The sequence below is a fragment of the Scytonema millei VB511283 genome (assembly GCF_000817735.3).
GTDB lineage: Bacteria > Cyanobacteriota > Cyanobacteriia > Cyanobacteriales > Chroococcidiopsidaceae > Chroococcidiopsis > Chroococcidiopsis millei_B.
In genome coordinates this window covers 188,762-205,957 of sequence record NZ_JTJC03000004.1, presented here as the reverse complement: position 1 = coordinate 205,957, position 17,196 = coordinate 188,762, and the positions used below count along the sequence as shown (strand labels likewise).

The 17,196-nt window shown below is 45.9% G+C and carries 11 protein-coding genes; all 11 read right to left on the bottom strand.

What is annotated here, in order from left to right; genetic code table 11:
* Window positions 1-181 precede the first annotated feature (181 nt).
* Window positions 182-3,745 carry a WD40 domain-containing protein gene (locus tag QH73_RS15965; RefSeq protein WP_039717172.1) on the bottom strand — a complete coding sequence of 1,188 codons (3,564 nt, stop codon included), beginning with the start codon at window positions 3,743-3,745 and terminating at the stop codon, window positions 182-184.
* A gap of 284 nt (window positions 3,746-4,029) precedes the next feature.
* A complete protein-coding gene (locus QH73_RS15960) occupies window positions 4,030-7,650 on the bottom strand; it encodes a WD40 domain-containing protein (RefSeq protein ID WP_039717174.1) in 3,621 nt (1,206 codons plus the stop codon).
* Window positions 7,651-8,189: 539 nt separating this feature from the next.
* Window positions 8,190-9,161: a 2-hydroxyacid dehydrogenase gene (locus QH73_RS15955; protein WP_039717175.1), complete on the bottom strand. Its 972-nt coding sequence runs from the start codon at window positions 9,159-9,161 to the stop codon at window positions 8,190-8,192.
* A 63-nt stretch (window positions 9,162-9,224) separates the two neighbouring features.
* Window positions 9,225-11,429 (bottom strand): AMP-binding protein, encoded by a 2,205-nt coding sequence (locus QH73_RS15950; protein WP_039717176.1) that lies wholly within the window; start codon window positions 11,427-11,429, stop codon window positions 9,225-9,227.
* A gap of 18 nt (window positions 11,430-11,447) precedes the next feature.
* Window positions 11,448-12,320, bottom strand: coding sequence for a geranylgeranylglycerol-phosphate geranylgeranyltransferase (locus QH73_RS15945; protein WP_039717177.1), 873 nt, complete (start codon window positions 12,318-12,320; stop codon window positions 11,448-11,450).
* A complete protein-coding gene (locus QH73_RS15940; RefSeq protein ID WP_165587718.1) occupies window positions 12,313-12,471 on the bottom strand; it encodes a hypothetical protein in 159 nt (52 codons plus the stop codon). The genes QH73_RS15945 and QH73_RS15940 overlap by 8 nt, the downstream gene beginning before the upstream one ends.
* 31 nt (window positions 12,472-12,502) lie before the next feature.
* Window positions 12,503-13,423 carry a hypothetical protein gene (locus tag QH73_RS15935; protein ID WP_039717178.1) on the bottom strand — a complete coding sequence of 307 codons (921 nt, stop codon included), beginning with the start codon at window positions 13,421-13,423 and terminating at the stop codon, window positions 12,503-12,505.
* Entirely contained in the window at window positions 13,420-13,614 is a 195-nt protein-coding gene (locus QH73_RS15930) for a hypothetical protein (RefSeq protein ID WP_132867150.1), read from the bottom strand. The genes QH73_RS15935 and QH73_RS15930 overlap by 4 nt, the downstream gene beginning before the upstream one ends.
* Window positions 13,615-13,620: 6 nt before the next feature.
* Window positions 13,621-14,772, bottom strand: a complete 1,152-nt coding sequence (locus QH73_RS15925; protein WP_039717179.1) for a homogentisate 1,2-dioxygenase — start codon at window positions 14,770-14,772, stop codon at window positions 13,621-13,623.
* Window positions 14,773-14,776: 4 nt separating this feature from the next.
* A complete protein-coding gene (gene hppD / locus QH73_RS15920) occupies window positions 14,777-15,883 on the bottom strand; it encodes a 4-hydroxyphenylpyruvate dioxygenase (protein ID WP_039717180.1) in 1,107 nt (368 codons plus the stop codon).
* Window positions 15,884-16,460: 577 nt separating this feature from the next.
* Window positions 16,461-17,153 (bottom strand): alternative oxidase, encoded by a 693-nt coding sequence (locus QH73_RS15915; protein WP_132867149.1) that lies wholly within the window; start codon window positions 17,151-17,153, stop codon window positions 16,461-16,463.
* Window positions 17,154-17,196: the final 43 nt, after the last annotated feature.

Here is a 17,196-nt window from a genome sequence, read left to right as displayed (position 1 = left end):
ACTCTGCGTAATTTACACTACAACCTCCGATTGGTAAATTTTGTATCTTGCCAATGAAACTGCAAAAATGACAGCGAGGGCACAAGCAAAACCTAGCGGTTGCAAGTTATAGAATGGCTGATTTTTGTGTGGTCTGCTGACTTAGTTTGTCTAACTATGAATTTCATCTGCTAAGTCTTTATTAATTCACTGCCCCCAGTACTTTCAACGTCGCCACTGTCTCTGGGGTTAAGCCTGTAATTCCTATTATGTTCATGCTTTCGTAGAGTTTCTCAGACCTTAGAGTTTTTACACGCTCACCTGTTTTTACATCCCACAGTCTAACTGTCTCATCATCACTGCCGCTAGCCAGAGTTTGATTATCTTGACTCCATGCAACTGACCAAACCCAACCCGTATGTCCTAGCAAAGTTTTGAAGCATTCACCATTGCTAACATTCCAGAGCTTGAGGGTGTAATCTTGACTGCTACTTGCTAGCGTTTGGCTGTCTGGACTAAAGGCAACTAATTGCAACCAACCCGTATCTACTTGTATTATTCTTTTGCACTCACCAGTGCTGACACTCCATAATCTTAAGGTTCCGTCTGGACTGGTACTTGCTATCAGCTCACCATCTTGACTCCATGCAACCGACCAAATCCAGTTCGTATGTCCTTCAAGTGTTTTAATACATTCATCAGTGCTAACATCCCACAGCTTGAGAGTCTGGTCTAAAGAGCCACTTGCTAGCATTCTCCCACACGGACTAAAAGCAACTGACCAAATTGCAGCACGATGCCCCTGAAAAGTTCTTAAGGCTTGACCAGTGCTGACATCCCACAACTTTATTGTTTGGTCTTCACTGCTACTTACCAACGTCTGACTGTCGGGACTCCATGCAATTGACCAAATTGCAGCACGATGCCCCTGAAAAGTTCTCAAGGCTTGACCAGTGCCGACATCCCACAATCGAACCGAGGAGTCTTGACTGCCACTGGCTAGCGTTTGACCATCTGGACTCCATGCAACTGACTGCACAGCAGCCTGATGTCCCTGAAAAGTTTTCAGAGTTTGACCAGTGCCGGCATCCCACAATCGAACCGAAGAATCGTGACTACCACTAGCTATAGTTTGCCCATCTGGACAAAAGGCAACTGAGAGTATTTGATTAGTATACCCTTGGAAAGTTTTGCAGCAAAGACCCGTGTTAACATTCCATAGCCTTACTGTTTGGTCGCGGCTGCCACTAGCTAGGAAATCGCCCTGTGGACTGAAGGCGACTGAAAATACCCAACTAGAATGTCCCTGGAAGGTTTTGCGGCATTCACCAGTGCTGACATCCCACAACTTGACTGTCTGGTCGAGACTGCCACTGGCTAGAAGATTGCCTTGCGGATTAAAAGCAACCGACCATACTCCATTAACATGTCCCTGGAAAGTTTTGAGGCATTGACCACTGCCGAGATCCCATAACTTTACTGTGCGGTCTTCACTGCCACTCGCCAGTGTTTGTCCATCAGGACTAAAGGTTATCAAGCGGATTGGATTAGTGTGTCCCTCAAAAGTTTTGAAACATTGACCAGTATTGATATTCCACAACCTGATAGTATTGTCAGCACTACCACTGGCTAGCATCTTTCCATCAGGACTGAAGACAATCGAGACTACATGATTTGTATGTCCCTGGAAGATTTTAAGGCAATTACCATTACGAACGCTCCACAGCCTAATTGAGAAGTCGTCACTGCCACTGGCTAATATATTACCATCTGGACTCCATGCAACTGACCACACTTCATTCTCATGTCCTTGCAAGGTATGAAGGCATTGACCTGTGGCGATCTCCCACAACTTTACCTTGCTGTCGCTACTACCACTAGCAAGGGTACTGCCATCAGGACTAAAAGCAAGTGATGTAACCCAGTTATTATGTGCTTGACAGGTGAGGACTGGTTTGCCATCTGCAACTTGGTACAAGCGAATCTCGCCATTGCTATCGCCCATAGCCAAAAGTTTACCATCAGGACTAAAAGCAACCGATGCAACACCACCAAAAGTTTCAGCAAAACTAGATTTAGCTAAATCGGCGTTTTGGAAATTGACATCGTGCAATTTCACCCGCTGTAGGTCTGCTTGCCAAACACTTAGGTTAGAAAAATCATAGCCACTTAAGTCAGTTTCCAGATGACAAAGCAAATTGAGAATATTTCCTGCTGCATACCCAGGTTCTAATGGCGATTGCTCTTGCAGCGTTACTCTAATTTTATTTAGCTGCTTTTCTAGACTTTTTTTCGTTCTCAATATACTCAACAGGCGATCGCTGACTGGTTTGAGGATGAGGCGAATTTGAGTATCCTTAACATAGTCTTTTCCTTGAGCCTTCATCAGGGCATAGGAATTGAACAGGGCAATTTTTTCACTACAAATCTCCAAACAAACCTGAGCCACCAATCGCTCAGTTACATATTCCATGACTACAGGCTGGAGGGTGAAAAGCGCCTCAGTTTTTTCAACTAAACTTCGCCGTGACAGAGATTCTACAGCTTCTATAAATTTTGCTGGCGATACTGGCGTGACAAAATCCGATCGCAATTCCGACAGTGAAACGGGTTCTCGATTAATCGCCAGCCAGTAGACGATCGCCTGTTCTAAATCTATTAACCGCTCAAACTGCTGTTCTAAAAGTTCGTGAATATCGCCAAAAACTACGGTACTGTGTTTCAAAAACTCCGAAACACTACCATCAAATACATCTTGAATCGTCGTCGCCACTATTTTTAATGCTAAAGCATTCCCTGCATAGCGATCGACCAGTACTTCTAATTCTTCGATCGCTCCAGAAACCCCCTTAATTTTAAAGATTTTCTCCCCATCCGTCGCCTTCAGACCATTCAACGGAAGCGATCGCACGAGCAATCCTTTGCCTTCAAGCGGGACTAAATCTTTAGGTTTTTCCCGACTTGTCAACAGCAAGCAGCTATTATGGGGAGTTTCTCCCACTCTTTTTAACAGTTCCCCATAACCTTCATATCCTTCCTGATATTGTCCGGCTCGACTACCACTACACAAAATCGACTCGGCATTGTCGAGAATCAACAGACAACGGGACGATCGCAAGTAGAAAAGCAATCGCGATATTCTCTCACCAGTGCTTTCTGGTAAATTTATTTCTTGCTCATCAGATAAAAATTGGATCGCTTGAGCCAAAACAGTCTCGACAGGTGGCGCGTCTCGTAGCGAAATCCACCGCACGTATTCAAACCGATCCTGAATTTGTGTTGCCAGCTTGACAGCCAGAGAAGTTTTACCAATTCCCCCCATGCCCAATAATGCTACCACTCGGCAGCGATCTTCGAGTATCCACTGCTCCAAATTGGCAATTTCTTCTATACGTCCGTAGAATACTGAAACGCAAATTGCTTCTTTGAGATCTTGTCGCTTAGGAGTAACCTGAACTTCTAGTTGCTCCTCCAAATTTTCGTTTGTGTTAACTTGGTTGGGGTTAATATAGTCGCTTTTTTGCAACTCTAGATTAAATGACATAAACAAGCTGACAAGCGTGCGCTTGTCAACTGCTTCTTTACAACTTATTACCCTTCCCAGAGTGACAGTCGTTAAACCCGTGCGATCGCTTAATTCTTCCAGCGTGAACTTGTTGCCAGCCTTCTCTAGTATTTCTAGAGCGAGTTTCGCTTGCTGAAACTTTTGCCACCCCTCACGAGTGAGAATCACACCTCGACTGCGTTTTGGTTTTAGCAAGTTCATAGACAAAACAAGTGTTTTTTATACTCTTAGCCCTACTGGAATTTGCTGCTGTTCGGTTAGATTTGGACGAGCTGCGCCCAGAAAAATTTCCGAAACTCGATGCATATGGGACTATCTGCGTCAAGTTTCGGATTTTTAGAGACTTTTTCTTAGTAATTCTAATGTATTTTTTGATAAAAATCTATTTATGGGTGGTAGACAAGTTTGGGTTTTTAAGTGACGCAAAGATTAACCAGGGAGGCAAATGCCGAGTTATCCATGCTTCACTCACCCCCCACTTAGGACTATTCTTCTGGATGCTCAACTGCGCCTAAAGCTTTTAAAGAGGCGATCGCTGCTACTGTTAAACCTGTAACGCCAGTAACGTTCATGCCTTCGTAAGGCTTTTTACTCCTAAGAGTCCTGATGCACTCACCAGTCGAAATATCCCACAGCTTAACTGTCTCGTCTTCGCTACTACTAGCCAGAATTTTACCTTGAGGGCAGAAAGCAACTGACCGAATCCAGTGAGTGTGTCCCTGAAAAGTTTTGACACATTGACCAGTGCTGACATTCCATAATTTGACAGTTGCGTCAGTGCTACCACTAGCCAACAAATTTGGGCTATCTCGACTATTTGCCACAGGTGCTTGCGCAGAACAGGCAACTGATGTTACCCAACCTGTATGTCCCGCTAAAATTTTGAGACACTGACCAGTGCTAACATCCCATAACCGCACGGTTTTATCTTTACTGCCACTAGCCAAGATTCCCTCTTCGCCCCCCTTTTCAAGGGGATTTAGGGGGATCGGTAAGAAAATTACTGACAATATCCAACCCGCATGACCTTGGAGAATCTTGTCGCATTCGCCAGTGCTACAATCCCACAACCACAATTTTTGGTCATCGCAGCCAGTGGCTAAGATTTTACCTTGAGGACTAAAGGCAACAGACCACACTCCATGAGTGTGTTCCAAAACATTAACGCATTGTCCAGTGCTAAGATTCCATAGCCGCACTGTCCGATCGTCACTACCACTAGCTAAAACGTTTCCTTGAGGATTGAAGGTAATTGATTTTACCCAGCTAGCATGACCTTCCAAAGTTTGGCAGCAACGCCCATTGTTGGTATGCCAGATTTTTACTGTCCGATCGTCACAACCACTAGCAAAAGTTTGTCCATCGGGACTAAAGGTAACTGTTCTGATCCAACCCGTATGTCCTTGCAAAGCTTTGCGACATTGACCAGTGCTAGTATCCCACAGCTTCACCTTCTGGTTATTGTCGCTAGTCGCTATAGTTTTACCATCGGGACTAAAGACTACCGACCATACACCGTCGTGATATCCTCGTGCAGTTCTCAAGGCTTCTCCAGTGCTAACATCCCATAACATAGCTGTTTGACCATCACAGCTACTGGCTAGAGTGTTACCATCGGGACTAAAAGTCGCTGACTGAATTGCTCCAGTATGTCCTGACAAAACTTTGATACACTCACCAGTGACAGCACGCCACAATCTAATGGTGCTATCGCTACTACTGCTAGCCAGAATTTGTCCATCTGGGCTATAGCATACTGACAACACCCAACCTGTATGTCCGTGCAAGGTTTGGCAACATTTCCCAGTACTCGCATCCCAAATTTTCACCGTGCAATCGTCGCTGCTACTGGCAAAAGTTTGTCCATCAGGACAGAAAGCAACTGTGCGGATACAACCAGTATGCCCCTGTAGAGTTTGCACAATTCGACCAGTATTGACATCCCAACAGCGAATCGTGCGATCTCTGCCACCACTGACCAAGATATGACCTTGAGGACTAAATGTGACTGAAAACACCCAGTCTGTATGTCCTTGCATTGTTCTCATACATTCACCAGTGCTGGTATCCCACAACTTTACCGTGCGATCGTCGCTACTACTAGCGATCGCATGACCTTGAGGACTAAATGCTACTGAGTTTATTCTTTCAGAATGCCCCTGCCAAGTTCTCAGACATTCACCAGTGCTGATATTCCACAATCTTAAAGTTTGGTCAGTACTAGCACTACCAACGATCTCCCGATCGGGACAAAAGGCGATCGCTTGTACCCAATTTGTATGTCCTTGCAAGGTTAAAATTTGTTCGCCATCGACAAATTCTCGCCATAAGCAAATATCGCCTCTAGCGTCACTCACAGCCAAAACTTTACCATCGTCACTAAAGGCGATCGCGGAAATATTACTAAAGGATTTAGTAAATATAGATTTGGAGAGATCGGCGTAGGCAAAATTTACATTGTGTAAGGTGCGTTGGCGCAGATCGGCTTGCCAAATATTCAGATGAGAAAAGTCATAATTCGTTAAATCTGTCTGGAGATAACAAAGTAGATTGAGCAAATTTCCCGCCGTATATCCCTGTTCGTGGGGAGATTCTACTCTTAATTTAGCTAAAAGTTGAGATAGCTGTTGCTTAATCTGGCTTTTGGTTCTAAAAATAGTCAGTAGTTCTTCTAGAATTGGCTCGATCAAACAGCTGATTTGAACAGCTTTTACCCGCTCTTGACTCTGGACTTTTAATAAAGCTATCTTTCTCAGAATGACGATCTTTTGATTGACTATTTCTGCACAAATTAATCCCATCAATTGAGCCGTCACATACTCCATAACTACAGGCTGGAGGGTGAAAAGCGCCGCACTTTTCTCAACCAGCGATCGCCTCCTTAACGACTCCAAAGCCTCTAACAAGTTTGTCAATGTTAACTGAGAGAAAATATCATTTTGCAATTGCAATATCGAAACTGGCTCTCGATTGATGACTAGCCAATATATTAACTCTTTCTCTATATCTGATAACCGTTCAACTTGTTGTTCTAAAAGTTCGCGTAGTTCGCCAAATACTGTATTAGTTTGTTGCAGAAATTCCAATATGCTACCATTAAAAATATCTCCAATAGTCGTAGCAACAATTTTTAATGCTAATGGATTGCCTGCATAGCGAGCGGCTAATGCTTGCCATTCTTTGTCAGAACCGGAGATTCCTTTGAGGCGAAAGATTTTTTCTACTTCTAACTTACTTAAACCACTCAGTTGTAGCGATCGAACAGGTAGTGCTTCTCCTTCTAATAAGGCTAATTCTTTAGGTTTTTCCCTACTAGTAAGTAGCACGCAGCTTTGATGGGGAACTTCTCCCAACCGTTTGAAAAGCTGACCGTAATCTTCACATCCCTGACAGTAGCGCCCAGTTTGAACGCCACATTGCATAATTGTTTCAGTGTTATCGAGTAATAGTAAACATCTGTATTTTTGTAAATAATCGATCAGTTGCGACAATCTCCGACTATTATTGTCTGGCAAAGCGGTTTCAACCTGCTGCTCGTTAGAGAAAAATTGTAGCAAGCTATCGAGAAGATCTTTGAGTGATGGAGCATTGGACAAAGATCTCCAAAGAAAAAACTCGAATTTATCCTTAACTTGTTCTGCTAACTTAGCAGCTAGAGTCGATTTACCAATACCTCCCACACCCAACAGCGTTACGACTCGGCAGCGACTTTCGATAGTCCATTGCTCTAACGTAGCGAGTTCTGCCGCACGTCCGTAGAATATGGATACATCAATAACATCCCCCCAGTCTTGATGTGTAAATGCGATCGCGCATTCTGGTTGCTTTGCATCTAGGCTAGGCTGTGAATAGTCACTTGTATTCAGCTCTAAATTAAATGCTGCGAATAAATTAATTAGGGTTCGCTTGTCAACCCCTTCTTCACGAGTTAGTATTTTGGCGAGGGTAGCAGTTGTTAATTGAGTGCGTCCGCTTAATTCTTCTAGTGTAAATTTTTCCCCATACTTTTCATGAAACTCTAACTCTAGTTTTGCGTTCTGAAACTTTTGCCATCCTTCACGAGTTAAAACGATCCCTCGCTTACGCCTTAGCTTGTTTAAGTTCATTAGAACAGCGGGTTTTTAAGAAATGTATCATTCGTCTGCCCATGACATAATATCTGCCGATCGCGGAGGTTTGCAACCGAATTCAAGATGTATCTTCGATCGCATCAGTTTAAATTTTGCAATCCACCTAAAGGTATACAATTACAGCAAAATTTAATTTTACGTGCAACTACTGCAATTAATTAAGTAATAAAATTGACCGAGTTAAGATGATTCTTACTAACAATCTGCCCTCGTAAAAAGGATTTTTGCTATAAAAACTAGGACATTTCAATGAATTGTAGATCGAATTGCATTCAGCACTCACCCCGAAGCGATCGGTAATAAACTTAACTTAAGATACACGTCTCCCCTCGATCGATCTAATCCAGCTAGACACGCATAATTTTTCCTCATAGCGGTTATCAATGGGTAAAACACGCGATCTGTAGGGGCACACAGCTGTGCGCCCCTACAGATGTCACGCACGCAATCGAGAATTGCTATCAAACGAGGAGATCGATCGCACTGTCCAAATGCTGTCTTTTTTCTGGCGATCGCTATTGGTACACTTCAGGATTAACGCAATGTGGCAGACGATCGCCCCTCAGTCCAGCAACGAGATTGGCGATCGCCATGCTTGCCATTTTTTCTCGTGTCGGACGGCCGGCACTAGCAATATGAGGTGTAATTATCAGGTTGTCCAACGTTAGCAACAAGCTTTGAGGCGGAATGGGTTCTGGATCGGTGACATCCAGAGCAGCGGCAGCAATTTGACGCTCCTTCAGTGCTTGATACAAAGCCTCTGAATCTACAATTTGTCCCCGTGCCGTGTTAATTAAAATTGCCGATCGCTTCATACACTGAAATTGCGAATGGCTAAAAAGACGATCGGTATCTTCAGTCAAGGGAGCGTGAATCGTCACAAAATCTGACTCTTGCAGTAAGCGATCGAATGTCACGCACTCCGCACCCAGAGAGTCTTCTATTTGCGATCGCTGTCGATCTGCATATAAAATGCGCATGTCAAACCCTTTGGCACGGCGAGCTACTGCTTGACCGATCCGCCCCAAACCAACGATACCTAGAGTGGCTCCGGCAATATTCGCTCCTAGCAACAAGTCCGGTTCCCAAGTCTGCCACTCACCCGCACGCACGAACCGATCTGCCTCTACAACTCGCCGTGCTGCTGCCATCAACAACGTCCAAGCAAAGTCTGCGGTGGCATCTGTCAAAACATCAGGCGTGTGACCTACGGGAAGCTGTCTGGCAGTCGCAGTCGAGATGTCAATGTTATCGTAGCCAACTGCCATTTGGCTGATGACCTTGAGTGACGTTCCTGCCTCGATTAAGTGCCGATCGATTCGGTCGGTAAGCAGGCACAGCAAGCCATCGATCGCACCGATCTTTTCCAGTAACACGTCATCAGGGGGTGGTTGGCGCTTTAACCAAACTTCGACATCAGCAATTTGGTAAAGTCGATCTAAGGCGATCGGCAGGCGACGAGTCACAAAAACTTTGAATTTAGCCATAGAGCAATCCCAGTCATTCATAAGATTAGCGCGTTATGGCTGTCATTGGTCATCGATCGTTCGTCATTTGTGAAATATGTTTGTGCTAGAGGCTTGATAGCGATCGCGCAAGGCACGGCGCATCACTTTATTTGAGGCAGTGCGAGGTAAAGCATCAACGATCGCCAGATCGTAAATCTTGAACAGAGGATTGAGCTGCAAAGCGATCGCCTTTTGTAACTGGGTTTTGAGCGTTGCTTTATCCTGCTGTCGATCTGGTGCAACCACCGCAAAAATTACCAACTGGCTAGGACCCCCTTCTGGAGGAGAGACAGCGATCGCGGCAGTTTGATAAATTCCGGATACAGAATTGACAACTTGCTCGATTTCAGCTGCACTGACTTTGATGCCTCCCAAATTCATCGTGTCATCAACGCGACCGCAAGCGCGATAGTATCCATTGGGTAGACATTCGATCCAGTCTCCATGACGACGCAGGGAGAGTAGGGGCGGGTTTTCTTGGAAAGATATTTGTTGACCCACAAGTTGGTCTGGTAAACCCGCCCTGACACCAGACGGAAGTAGGGGCGGGTTTTCTTGGGGGGTGACTGGTTGACCCACAAGTTGGTCTGGTAAACCCGCCCTGACACCAGACGAGAGAGAAGGAGTATCAGCGAAATAGACGTGGTGATGATCTTTGTTGAGTAATGCGGTAGAAAGTCCAATTGAGGGGGGGATAATAAACAACTCGCCTTTGTTGGTAGGGCGATCGCCTTCATCGAGAATGACAAAATCTAACCCTAATGCAGGAGTTGTGAAAGTTGCAGGAGCCACAGGCTGTACCAGCGTCCCAGTCATATAAGCTCCACCAATTTCAGTCCCACCACAGTATTCAATAATTGGCTTGTATCCCGCTAGAGACATCAAAAATAGCATGTCCTGTGGATTAGAACATTCGCCCGTCGAGCTGAATGCTTTAATCGCACTCCAATCAAGCCCATGCATACAAACAGCTGTTTTCCAAATGCTGACTAGACTTGGTACTACCCCCAACATATTCACCCGTGCCGCTTGAACAAATTGACCGAATCCTCGCTCGGTGGGTGCGTCGTAGTAGAGAGCAATAGTTGCCCGATTAATTAAACTGGCATAAATCAGCCAAGGTCCCATCATCCATCCTAGATTGGTTGACCAAGCTACGACATCTCCCGGGTGAATATCCTGGTGCAAATGTCCGTCAACTGCACATTTGATCGGTGTAGTTTGAGTCCAAGGAATAGCTTTGGGTTCTCCTGTAGTGCCAGAGGAAAATAAGATATTAGTATAAGCTTCCGGTGTGGTAGCGACACCATCGAATCGTGCCTTTGAGCTGAGAAATTCCTGCCAAGCTAAATCGCCAGAACGCAGTTTCATAGACACGGAGGAATTGGACGACAACACGACTGCTTTAGGGGCATCGGCATCGATAACTTTGGCATAGAGGGGTAACTGTTTACCACTACGCTGAATATAGTCTTGGGTAAAAATTGCCTTTGCCTGAGTTATACGCAATCTGATGGCGATCTCGTTAGCAGCAAAACTATCAGCGATGGAAACCACCACGCAACCAGCTTTGATAATTCCCAGGTAAATCGCTACAGATTCCGCAGTCATGGGCATGGCGATCGCGATCGCATCCCCAGGACGAAAGCCCAAGTCCACAAGCCCATTAGCAACTCTATTGGTCAAGGCGTGCAGCTCTCCATAAGTCATGGTGGAAAGCAAACCGCCGTCCTGTTGAAAAATAATCGCAGGGGAATCTTCAGGTGCTTGAAAACAGCTTTCAGTAATATTAAAACGAGCGCCCACTAGCCATTGAGGAAATTCTACCCCCCGTGAAAGATCGACAATTTGAGTGTATTTCTGCCGGAAACGAATACCCAATCGTTCGATCGTCACCTCCCAAAATCGATCGCGATTCTGCACCGACCAAGCATGAAATTCTCGATAGGAGGCAATTTGCAACTGATGCATGAAAGCAGCGATATTGGTAGACTCAATTTCTTCTTGAGAGGGAAACCAAGCAGGAGCAGGTTTCCGGGATGCGTCCCAGTCGGAGAAGGTAGTTTCGTAAAGGAGTTCGTGCAATGCAAAGGGGCAATCGGGCTTGAGGACGTGACGAGTTAGCTGCTGCCAGCACTTCATGGCAGGTAAGGCAGCCAGCCACCGCTCGACTTGCGGTAGAATTGCGATCGCCGTCTCTCGCTCGACCCCACAATTAACTATTTGCTCCAACGATAATTGCTTCACCGTTCACCTCCTGCCTGCTCAGGCAGTACCTAACAGGGCGATGACTCCAAATGCTGTACCTAAACGCTCCCAGAAGTTAAATTGTTGGTAAGCGCTCTCGCTACGTTGCTGTTGGTAGTGCGCCAGCGCCATTCCCAAACTCAATAAGGCGATCGCCGAAAACGTCGCGAACAAAAGGGGATGCACCATCGACAGGAGGCGAAGCGCCACGGGTATAGAACCCATCAACACCCCCAGCAAACCCCAAGCGATCGCGAAAGCCACTCGATCTCCCCACCGATTTGTAACCGTGACAATCCCTTGAATGCGATCGCCCTCCGCATCATGCACGTCCCAGACGATTTCTTTAGCCAAGGCATAGCAGAATAAAAACCCCATCGGATAGAGCATCGCCAATGGTCGGTGGGTAACTAGACTACCCAGGAAAATCAAAGCCGCAATAGTTGCAGCTACGATTATGTTGCCAAAAATACCATTATATGCTACTAAATGCGAGTAATTCCAAAGCAAAACAGTACTGACAGCGACTAAAACGAAGGGAGAAAAACCTAAAGGGATAGCAGCGATCGCGGCACAGCCAAACAGAATTGCCGCCGCCCACCAAGCCTGTTGCATTGAAAGACGACCGGAAGGCAAAGGGCGATCGGGGTGATTGATGCGGTCTTTAGCTAAATCCCAGTAGTCATTGATGGCACAAGCAGCAGAGGTCATGCAAATTAAAACAATTGCCGTCAGCAGATATTGTGGTCGTGCAACTGTGGCATCGAGAGCATAGATTGTGGCACAGCCTGCTAAAGCTGCAAGGATACCAGATGACAGCCGAAAAAGCTCGACAAAGGCTCGGATCGAGCTTATCGTGCCAATATTGGGAAAGGAAGATATGCTAGCCATAATTGATAAGTCGTAAGTCGTAAGTCGTAAGTCGTGAAGAGGGTGTGGGGTGTAGGGTGTGGGGTGTGGGGTGTGGGGTGTGGAGATTTTGGATATTGAATTGATTTTCCCTTCTGCTCCTCTGCTCCTCTGCTCCTCTGCCCCTCTGCACCTGAAGCTCTCTTCCCCCTGCTCCCTACTCCCTACTCCCTGATAACTGATAACTGATAACTGTTAAGTCCGTCCCAAAAAACAGCGATCGCATCGAGAATTTCTCGACCACCTTGGATAAATTTGGTGCGATCGAAGTCTGGCTTGAAATAGACTTCCTCCAGTTCCTCCAGCGTATGTCCGGCGTGTTGTGCCTCAACGCGGTTGTGCCAGGTGAAAAATGCGAGGCGCAAGTGCGGATACCGCGTTTGCTTGATGCGCGTCAAGCCATCTTCCAGTTCTTGCCAAAAGCCAGCCGCCGCCCAGTTCTCGACTGCAAAGCTAGCACCCTCGGCGATCTGCGGATCGGCGCTACCGTAGAGGCGGATCAACTCGTCGCAGAAGTGCAAAGTTGTCGGACTGCCATGCTTGCGCTTACCAATATCGGCATAGCTCAGACCTAACCCCTCAGCAACACCAATTAGCCACTCAAAATGAGCTGCTTGAAAACGGCAAATTCCACCGTCTACTGTACCCTCAGTGCTGACCAGTTCAGGATCGCCTTCGCGGTCTTTTTCTTGACTCTGGGTAACGCGGCTGCTACCTACCTGCCCTAGCTTGCGATAGATTACGCCTAGCTCGTTGAGCAAAATTTCTCGGCTAGCACGCGATTGTTGTAGCGTTGGTGAGTTGATGACTTTTTGTAAAGCAGCAATTAGAAATTGGTTAGAAAAAACTGAAAACTGTTTAATAAAGTAGACTAGCTCCTCGTCGGTAGCCCTACCCTCGCGAAACCAACGGGTATAGGCGTTATTAGTAATGATGCGGTGCTGCATGAATTCGCGATCGACTTCTACCAGAAAATCTCTAAACTCGTCTACTCGATCCTGCGTGAGTTCGCCTTGGCGCAAGCGTTCCTCAATCCGCGAAGAAATAGTTAATCTACTTGAAGATGTTGTCAAAAGAAAAGTCATAATTTATTACTCCTAACGGTAATTGGTAATTGGTAATTGGTAATTGGTAGTTGGTAGTTGGTAGTTGATGTGATATGCCACTTTTTCTTTATGAAGTCATGCATGGCATTCATCAGTAATTGGTAATGGAGAGAAACAATCAATTCACAATTGACAATTCTCCAACCTCTTGCCAATGACCCATGACCCATTACCAACTACCAACTATATGAATAGTCTTTGTCCTCAAATTTAAGAGCGTGCTGCGTCAGCTTCAGCGGACGAAAGGTGTCAATCATCACAGCGAGTTCGTCAGTCCGTTCTTTCCCAATTGACCCTTCGTACATGCCTGGATGAGGACCGTGGGGAATACCCCTGGGATGAATGGTTATTGATGCCCGTTCAATTCCTTTGCGCGACATAAATTTCCCTTCAACGTAGTAAATCACCTCATCTGAATCGACGTTGGAATGGTTGTATGGAGCCGGAATTGCTAAAGGATGATAATCAAACAGACGCGGTACGAAGGAACACAAAACAAATCCGGGGGCTTCAAACGTTTGATGCACTGGGGGCGGTTGGTGAACCCGACCTGTAATCGGCTCGAAATCTTCAATGTTGAAGGCATAGGGCCAGAGATGCCCATCCCATCCCACAACGTCTAAGGGATGATGGTGATAGAGGTAGCTAGTAATCTGGTTTCCGGCTTTGACTCGAACCTCAAATTCTCCTTCCTCGTCATGGACGATTAGTTGGTTGGGCGGACGAATATCGCGCTCGCAGTAGGGGGAGTGTTCGAGAAATTGACCGTAGCGATTGAGATAACGCGCTGGTGGCTCAATGTGTCCGTAAGCTTCTACAACCAACATGCGCTGCTCGACTGCTGCATCAGGGAGGATACGCCAAAGAACTCCCGTGGGAATCACCAAGTAATCGCCAGGTCGGTAGAAGAGATTGCCAAACTGAGTTTCTAATATGCCGCTCCCGTCGTGGATGAAAATGACTTCATCACCCCAGGCGAATCGATACCAATACTGCATAGGTCGCGTTGGACAAGCGACTGATATGCATATGTCTGCATTTGCCATCAAGGGGAGGCGCGATTCCACAGCATCGCCTTTCGCTGTCATAGTTGCGGTGCGTAGGTGGCGGTGATGCAAGGGGCTTTGGTCTTCGTAGGGAATTTCTACATTGCCCTCGATCCAAATTTTTTGAATTTGCGTGGGTGGATACAGGTGGTAGAGCAAAGATTGCACGCCTGAGAAGCCGCGAAGCCCGATTGATTCTTCGTGATACAGAGAGCCATCTAGTTGACGAAATTGAGTGTGTCGTTTGTGGGAAATGTTCCCCAAATAATAGTAGTAAGTCATGGTTTCACACCATTGCGATCGCCAAATTGCCTCTCAACGTTTGCTCGCGTTCGATCGCGACAAACAAGGATTTGAAATTCCCCTCACCGAAGCCTTGCGCTCCGTGTCGCTCAATCACCTCAAAGAACAGCGTCGGTCGGTCCTGCACTGGCTGGGTGAAAATTTGTAATAAATACCCATCTGCTTCTCGATCTACCAAGATGCCTAACTCGGCTAGCCGCTCGATTGGCTCGTCAATTTTTCCTACTCGCTCCTCTAAGTTTTCGTAGTACGTTTTTGGTGTTGAGAGAAACTCAACTCCTGCTGCCCGCATCTGAGTGACTGTCTCGATAATGCTGTCGGTCGCGCAGGCAACGTGTTGAATTCCGGCTCCGTGGTAATATTCCAAGTACTCTTCAATCTGAGATTTCGCCTTGCCTAAAGCTGGTTCGTTAATTGGCAATTTAATCGTACCCGTGCTGTCCTGCATCACTTTGGACATTAAGGCTGAGTACTCAGTAGAAATGGCGCGATCGTCAAAATGTATTAATAGGTTAAAACCCATCGTCTCAGCAAAAAATCGCGTCCATCGTTCCATTGCCCCTAGTTCTACATTTGCAACTACGTGGTCGATGGTTTTCAGCCCTACCCCTTTGGAGTTGGCATGTAGATTCCGAGGTTCAAAACCAGGAGCAAAAACACCTGCATAATTGCTGCGATCGACGAACTTAATTAAAGTATCGCCGTAAGCATGAATCGCAGAGTAGCGTAACGCTCCATAGTTATCTTGTGCTTCCGTCGGGGCGATCGCTCCCACCGCACCTCGTTGAGTGGTTTCCTGATAGGCACTGACAACATCAGGGACTTCTAAAGCAATGATGGCAATTCCGTCGCCGTGTTTGAGTACACTTTTGGAGATAGGATGTTCTGGATGCAGTCCCGTACTCAGAACAAAGCGAATATTCCCTTGCTCTAGTACGTATGAGGCAGTGGCGCGGCTATTAGTCTCTAGTCCTCGATAGGCAGCGATCTTGAATCCAAAACACTTGGAATAAAATAGGGCTGCTTGCCTTGCGTTCCCAACATAGAACTCAAGGTGGTCGAATCGCTGAATCGGGCAAAAATCGCTCATTTGGATTTCTCCTTTGAAGAAGCTTGTCCAATTGCCCAACCTGCGACTGAATCTCATAAGACAATTGGAGCGCTTGAAACGCAGACACTTCTAACTCTCTATTTGCGTTACCGAGTCAGCACAATCTGACACGAACGTTACCGCAATACCTTTTGCGTCACATTTGTGTGAGACCGTTGTTGCTGAAGAGCTGAAGTTGTCTTTTAATTTGATATTCGAGTTGTTGTTAACCAAAAGACTCTAATAAGATTATAAAACTTATTTTCTAGCTCCATCTAGTATGAATGATGCGCTAGTAAACTTGGTTTATGTATTTTATTTATCTATCTTTAGGTGTAATCCTTTAAGCGTAACCGAGCAGTCCATCCCAAGAGATAGAGTGACAAAGAATCACATGGACGACACAAATCGACAACTGTTGTCTCTCTTACAAGAAAACAGTTGCATAATGAGTGCCGAATTAGCCTATTAAGTCAATTTCTCAACACCAGGGTGCACATAAGAATGAAAAAGTTGCGAGCTGTAAATTATTCGTCGAATGGGCAGTTTGAGTGAGGAACTATAATTTTGATGCAATTTAAACTTCTCCTTCACTCGATAAAGCTTTTGCTGCAACGAAAACCGTATGAGGACTGTGAAAGGTAGGTTGCACTTCTGGTTTCTGGAGTGCCTCCATTGTTTTTACATGTTCCCATTCGTCATCGCGAATATTCACAAACACGTCGTACAGATTATCCACTTTAGGACGGCGAAATTCACGATCGCCTGTTGTCTGAACTTCCTCAAACATATAGAGATCGCCATCGCGATAGAAGGCGATCGCAACTTGAGGAGCGCTTTGAGCTTTCAACTGTGCTTCATGTGCCTTCAAGTACTCGTCATAGGTATGATATGCATGACTTTCAATCAGTTCCATCAGGTAGTAGGCGTATTCGGGAAATAGCATGTAAAGTGGCACGATCGCCCAGTAGTACATCACAGCAATATGTTGAGCGATGAAGCGATCGAGCCAGTGGCGATCGCCCCCCAAAGATTCCATAATCAATAGGTGATGTAATTCGTTCCAGGTTTGGGCAAAGTGAACTTTCAACCAGTCTGCTTTACGCCAAGAGCCAAGAGTCTCGTAGAGATGCAGCACCGATAGATAGGAAAAATAAGGCACGCGAGCGATCGTTTCTAGCACGTAAAACCGAGCGTAAGAACGATTACCGTAGATAACATCGACAACGAAGACAAAAAAGCTAACGATCGCTCGAATCAAAAGTTTCATCGCGTATTTCTCCTGATATTCAGAACACATGACTGATTATTGA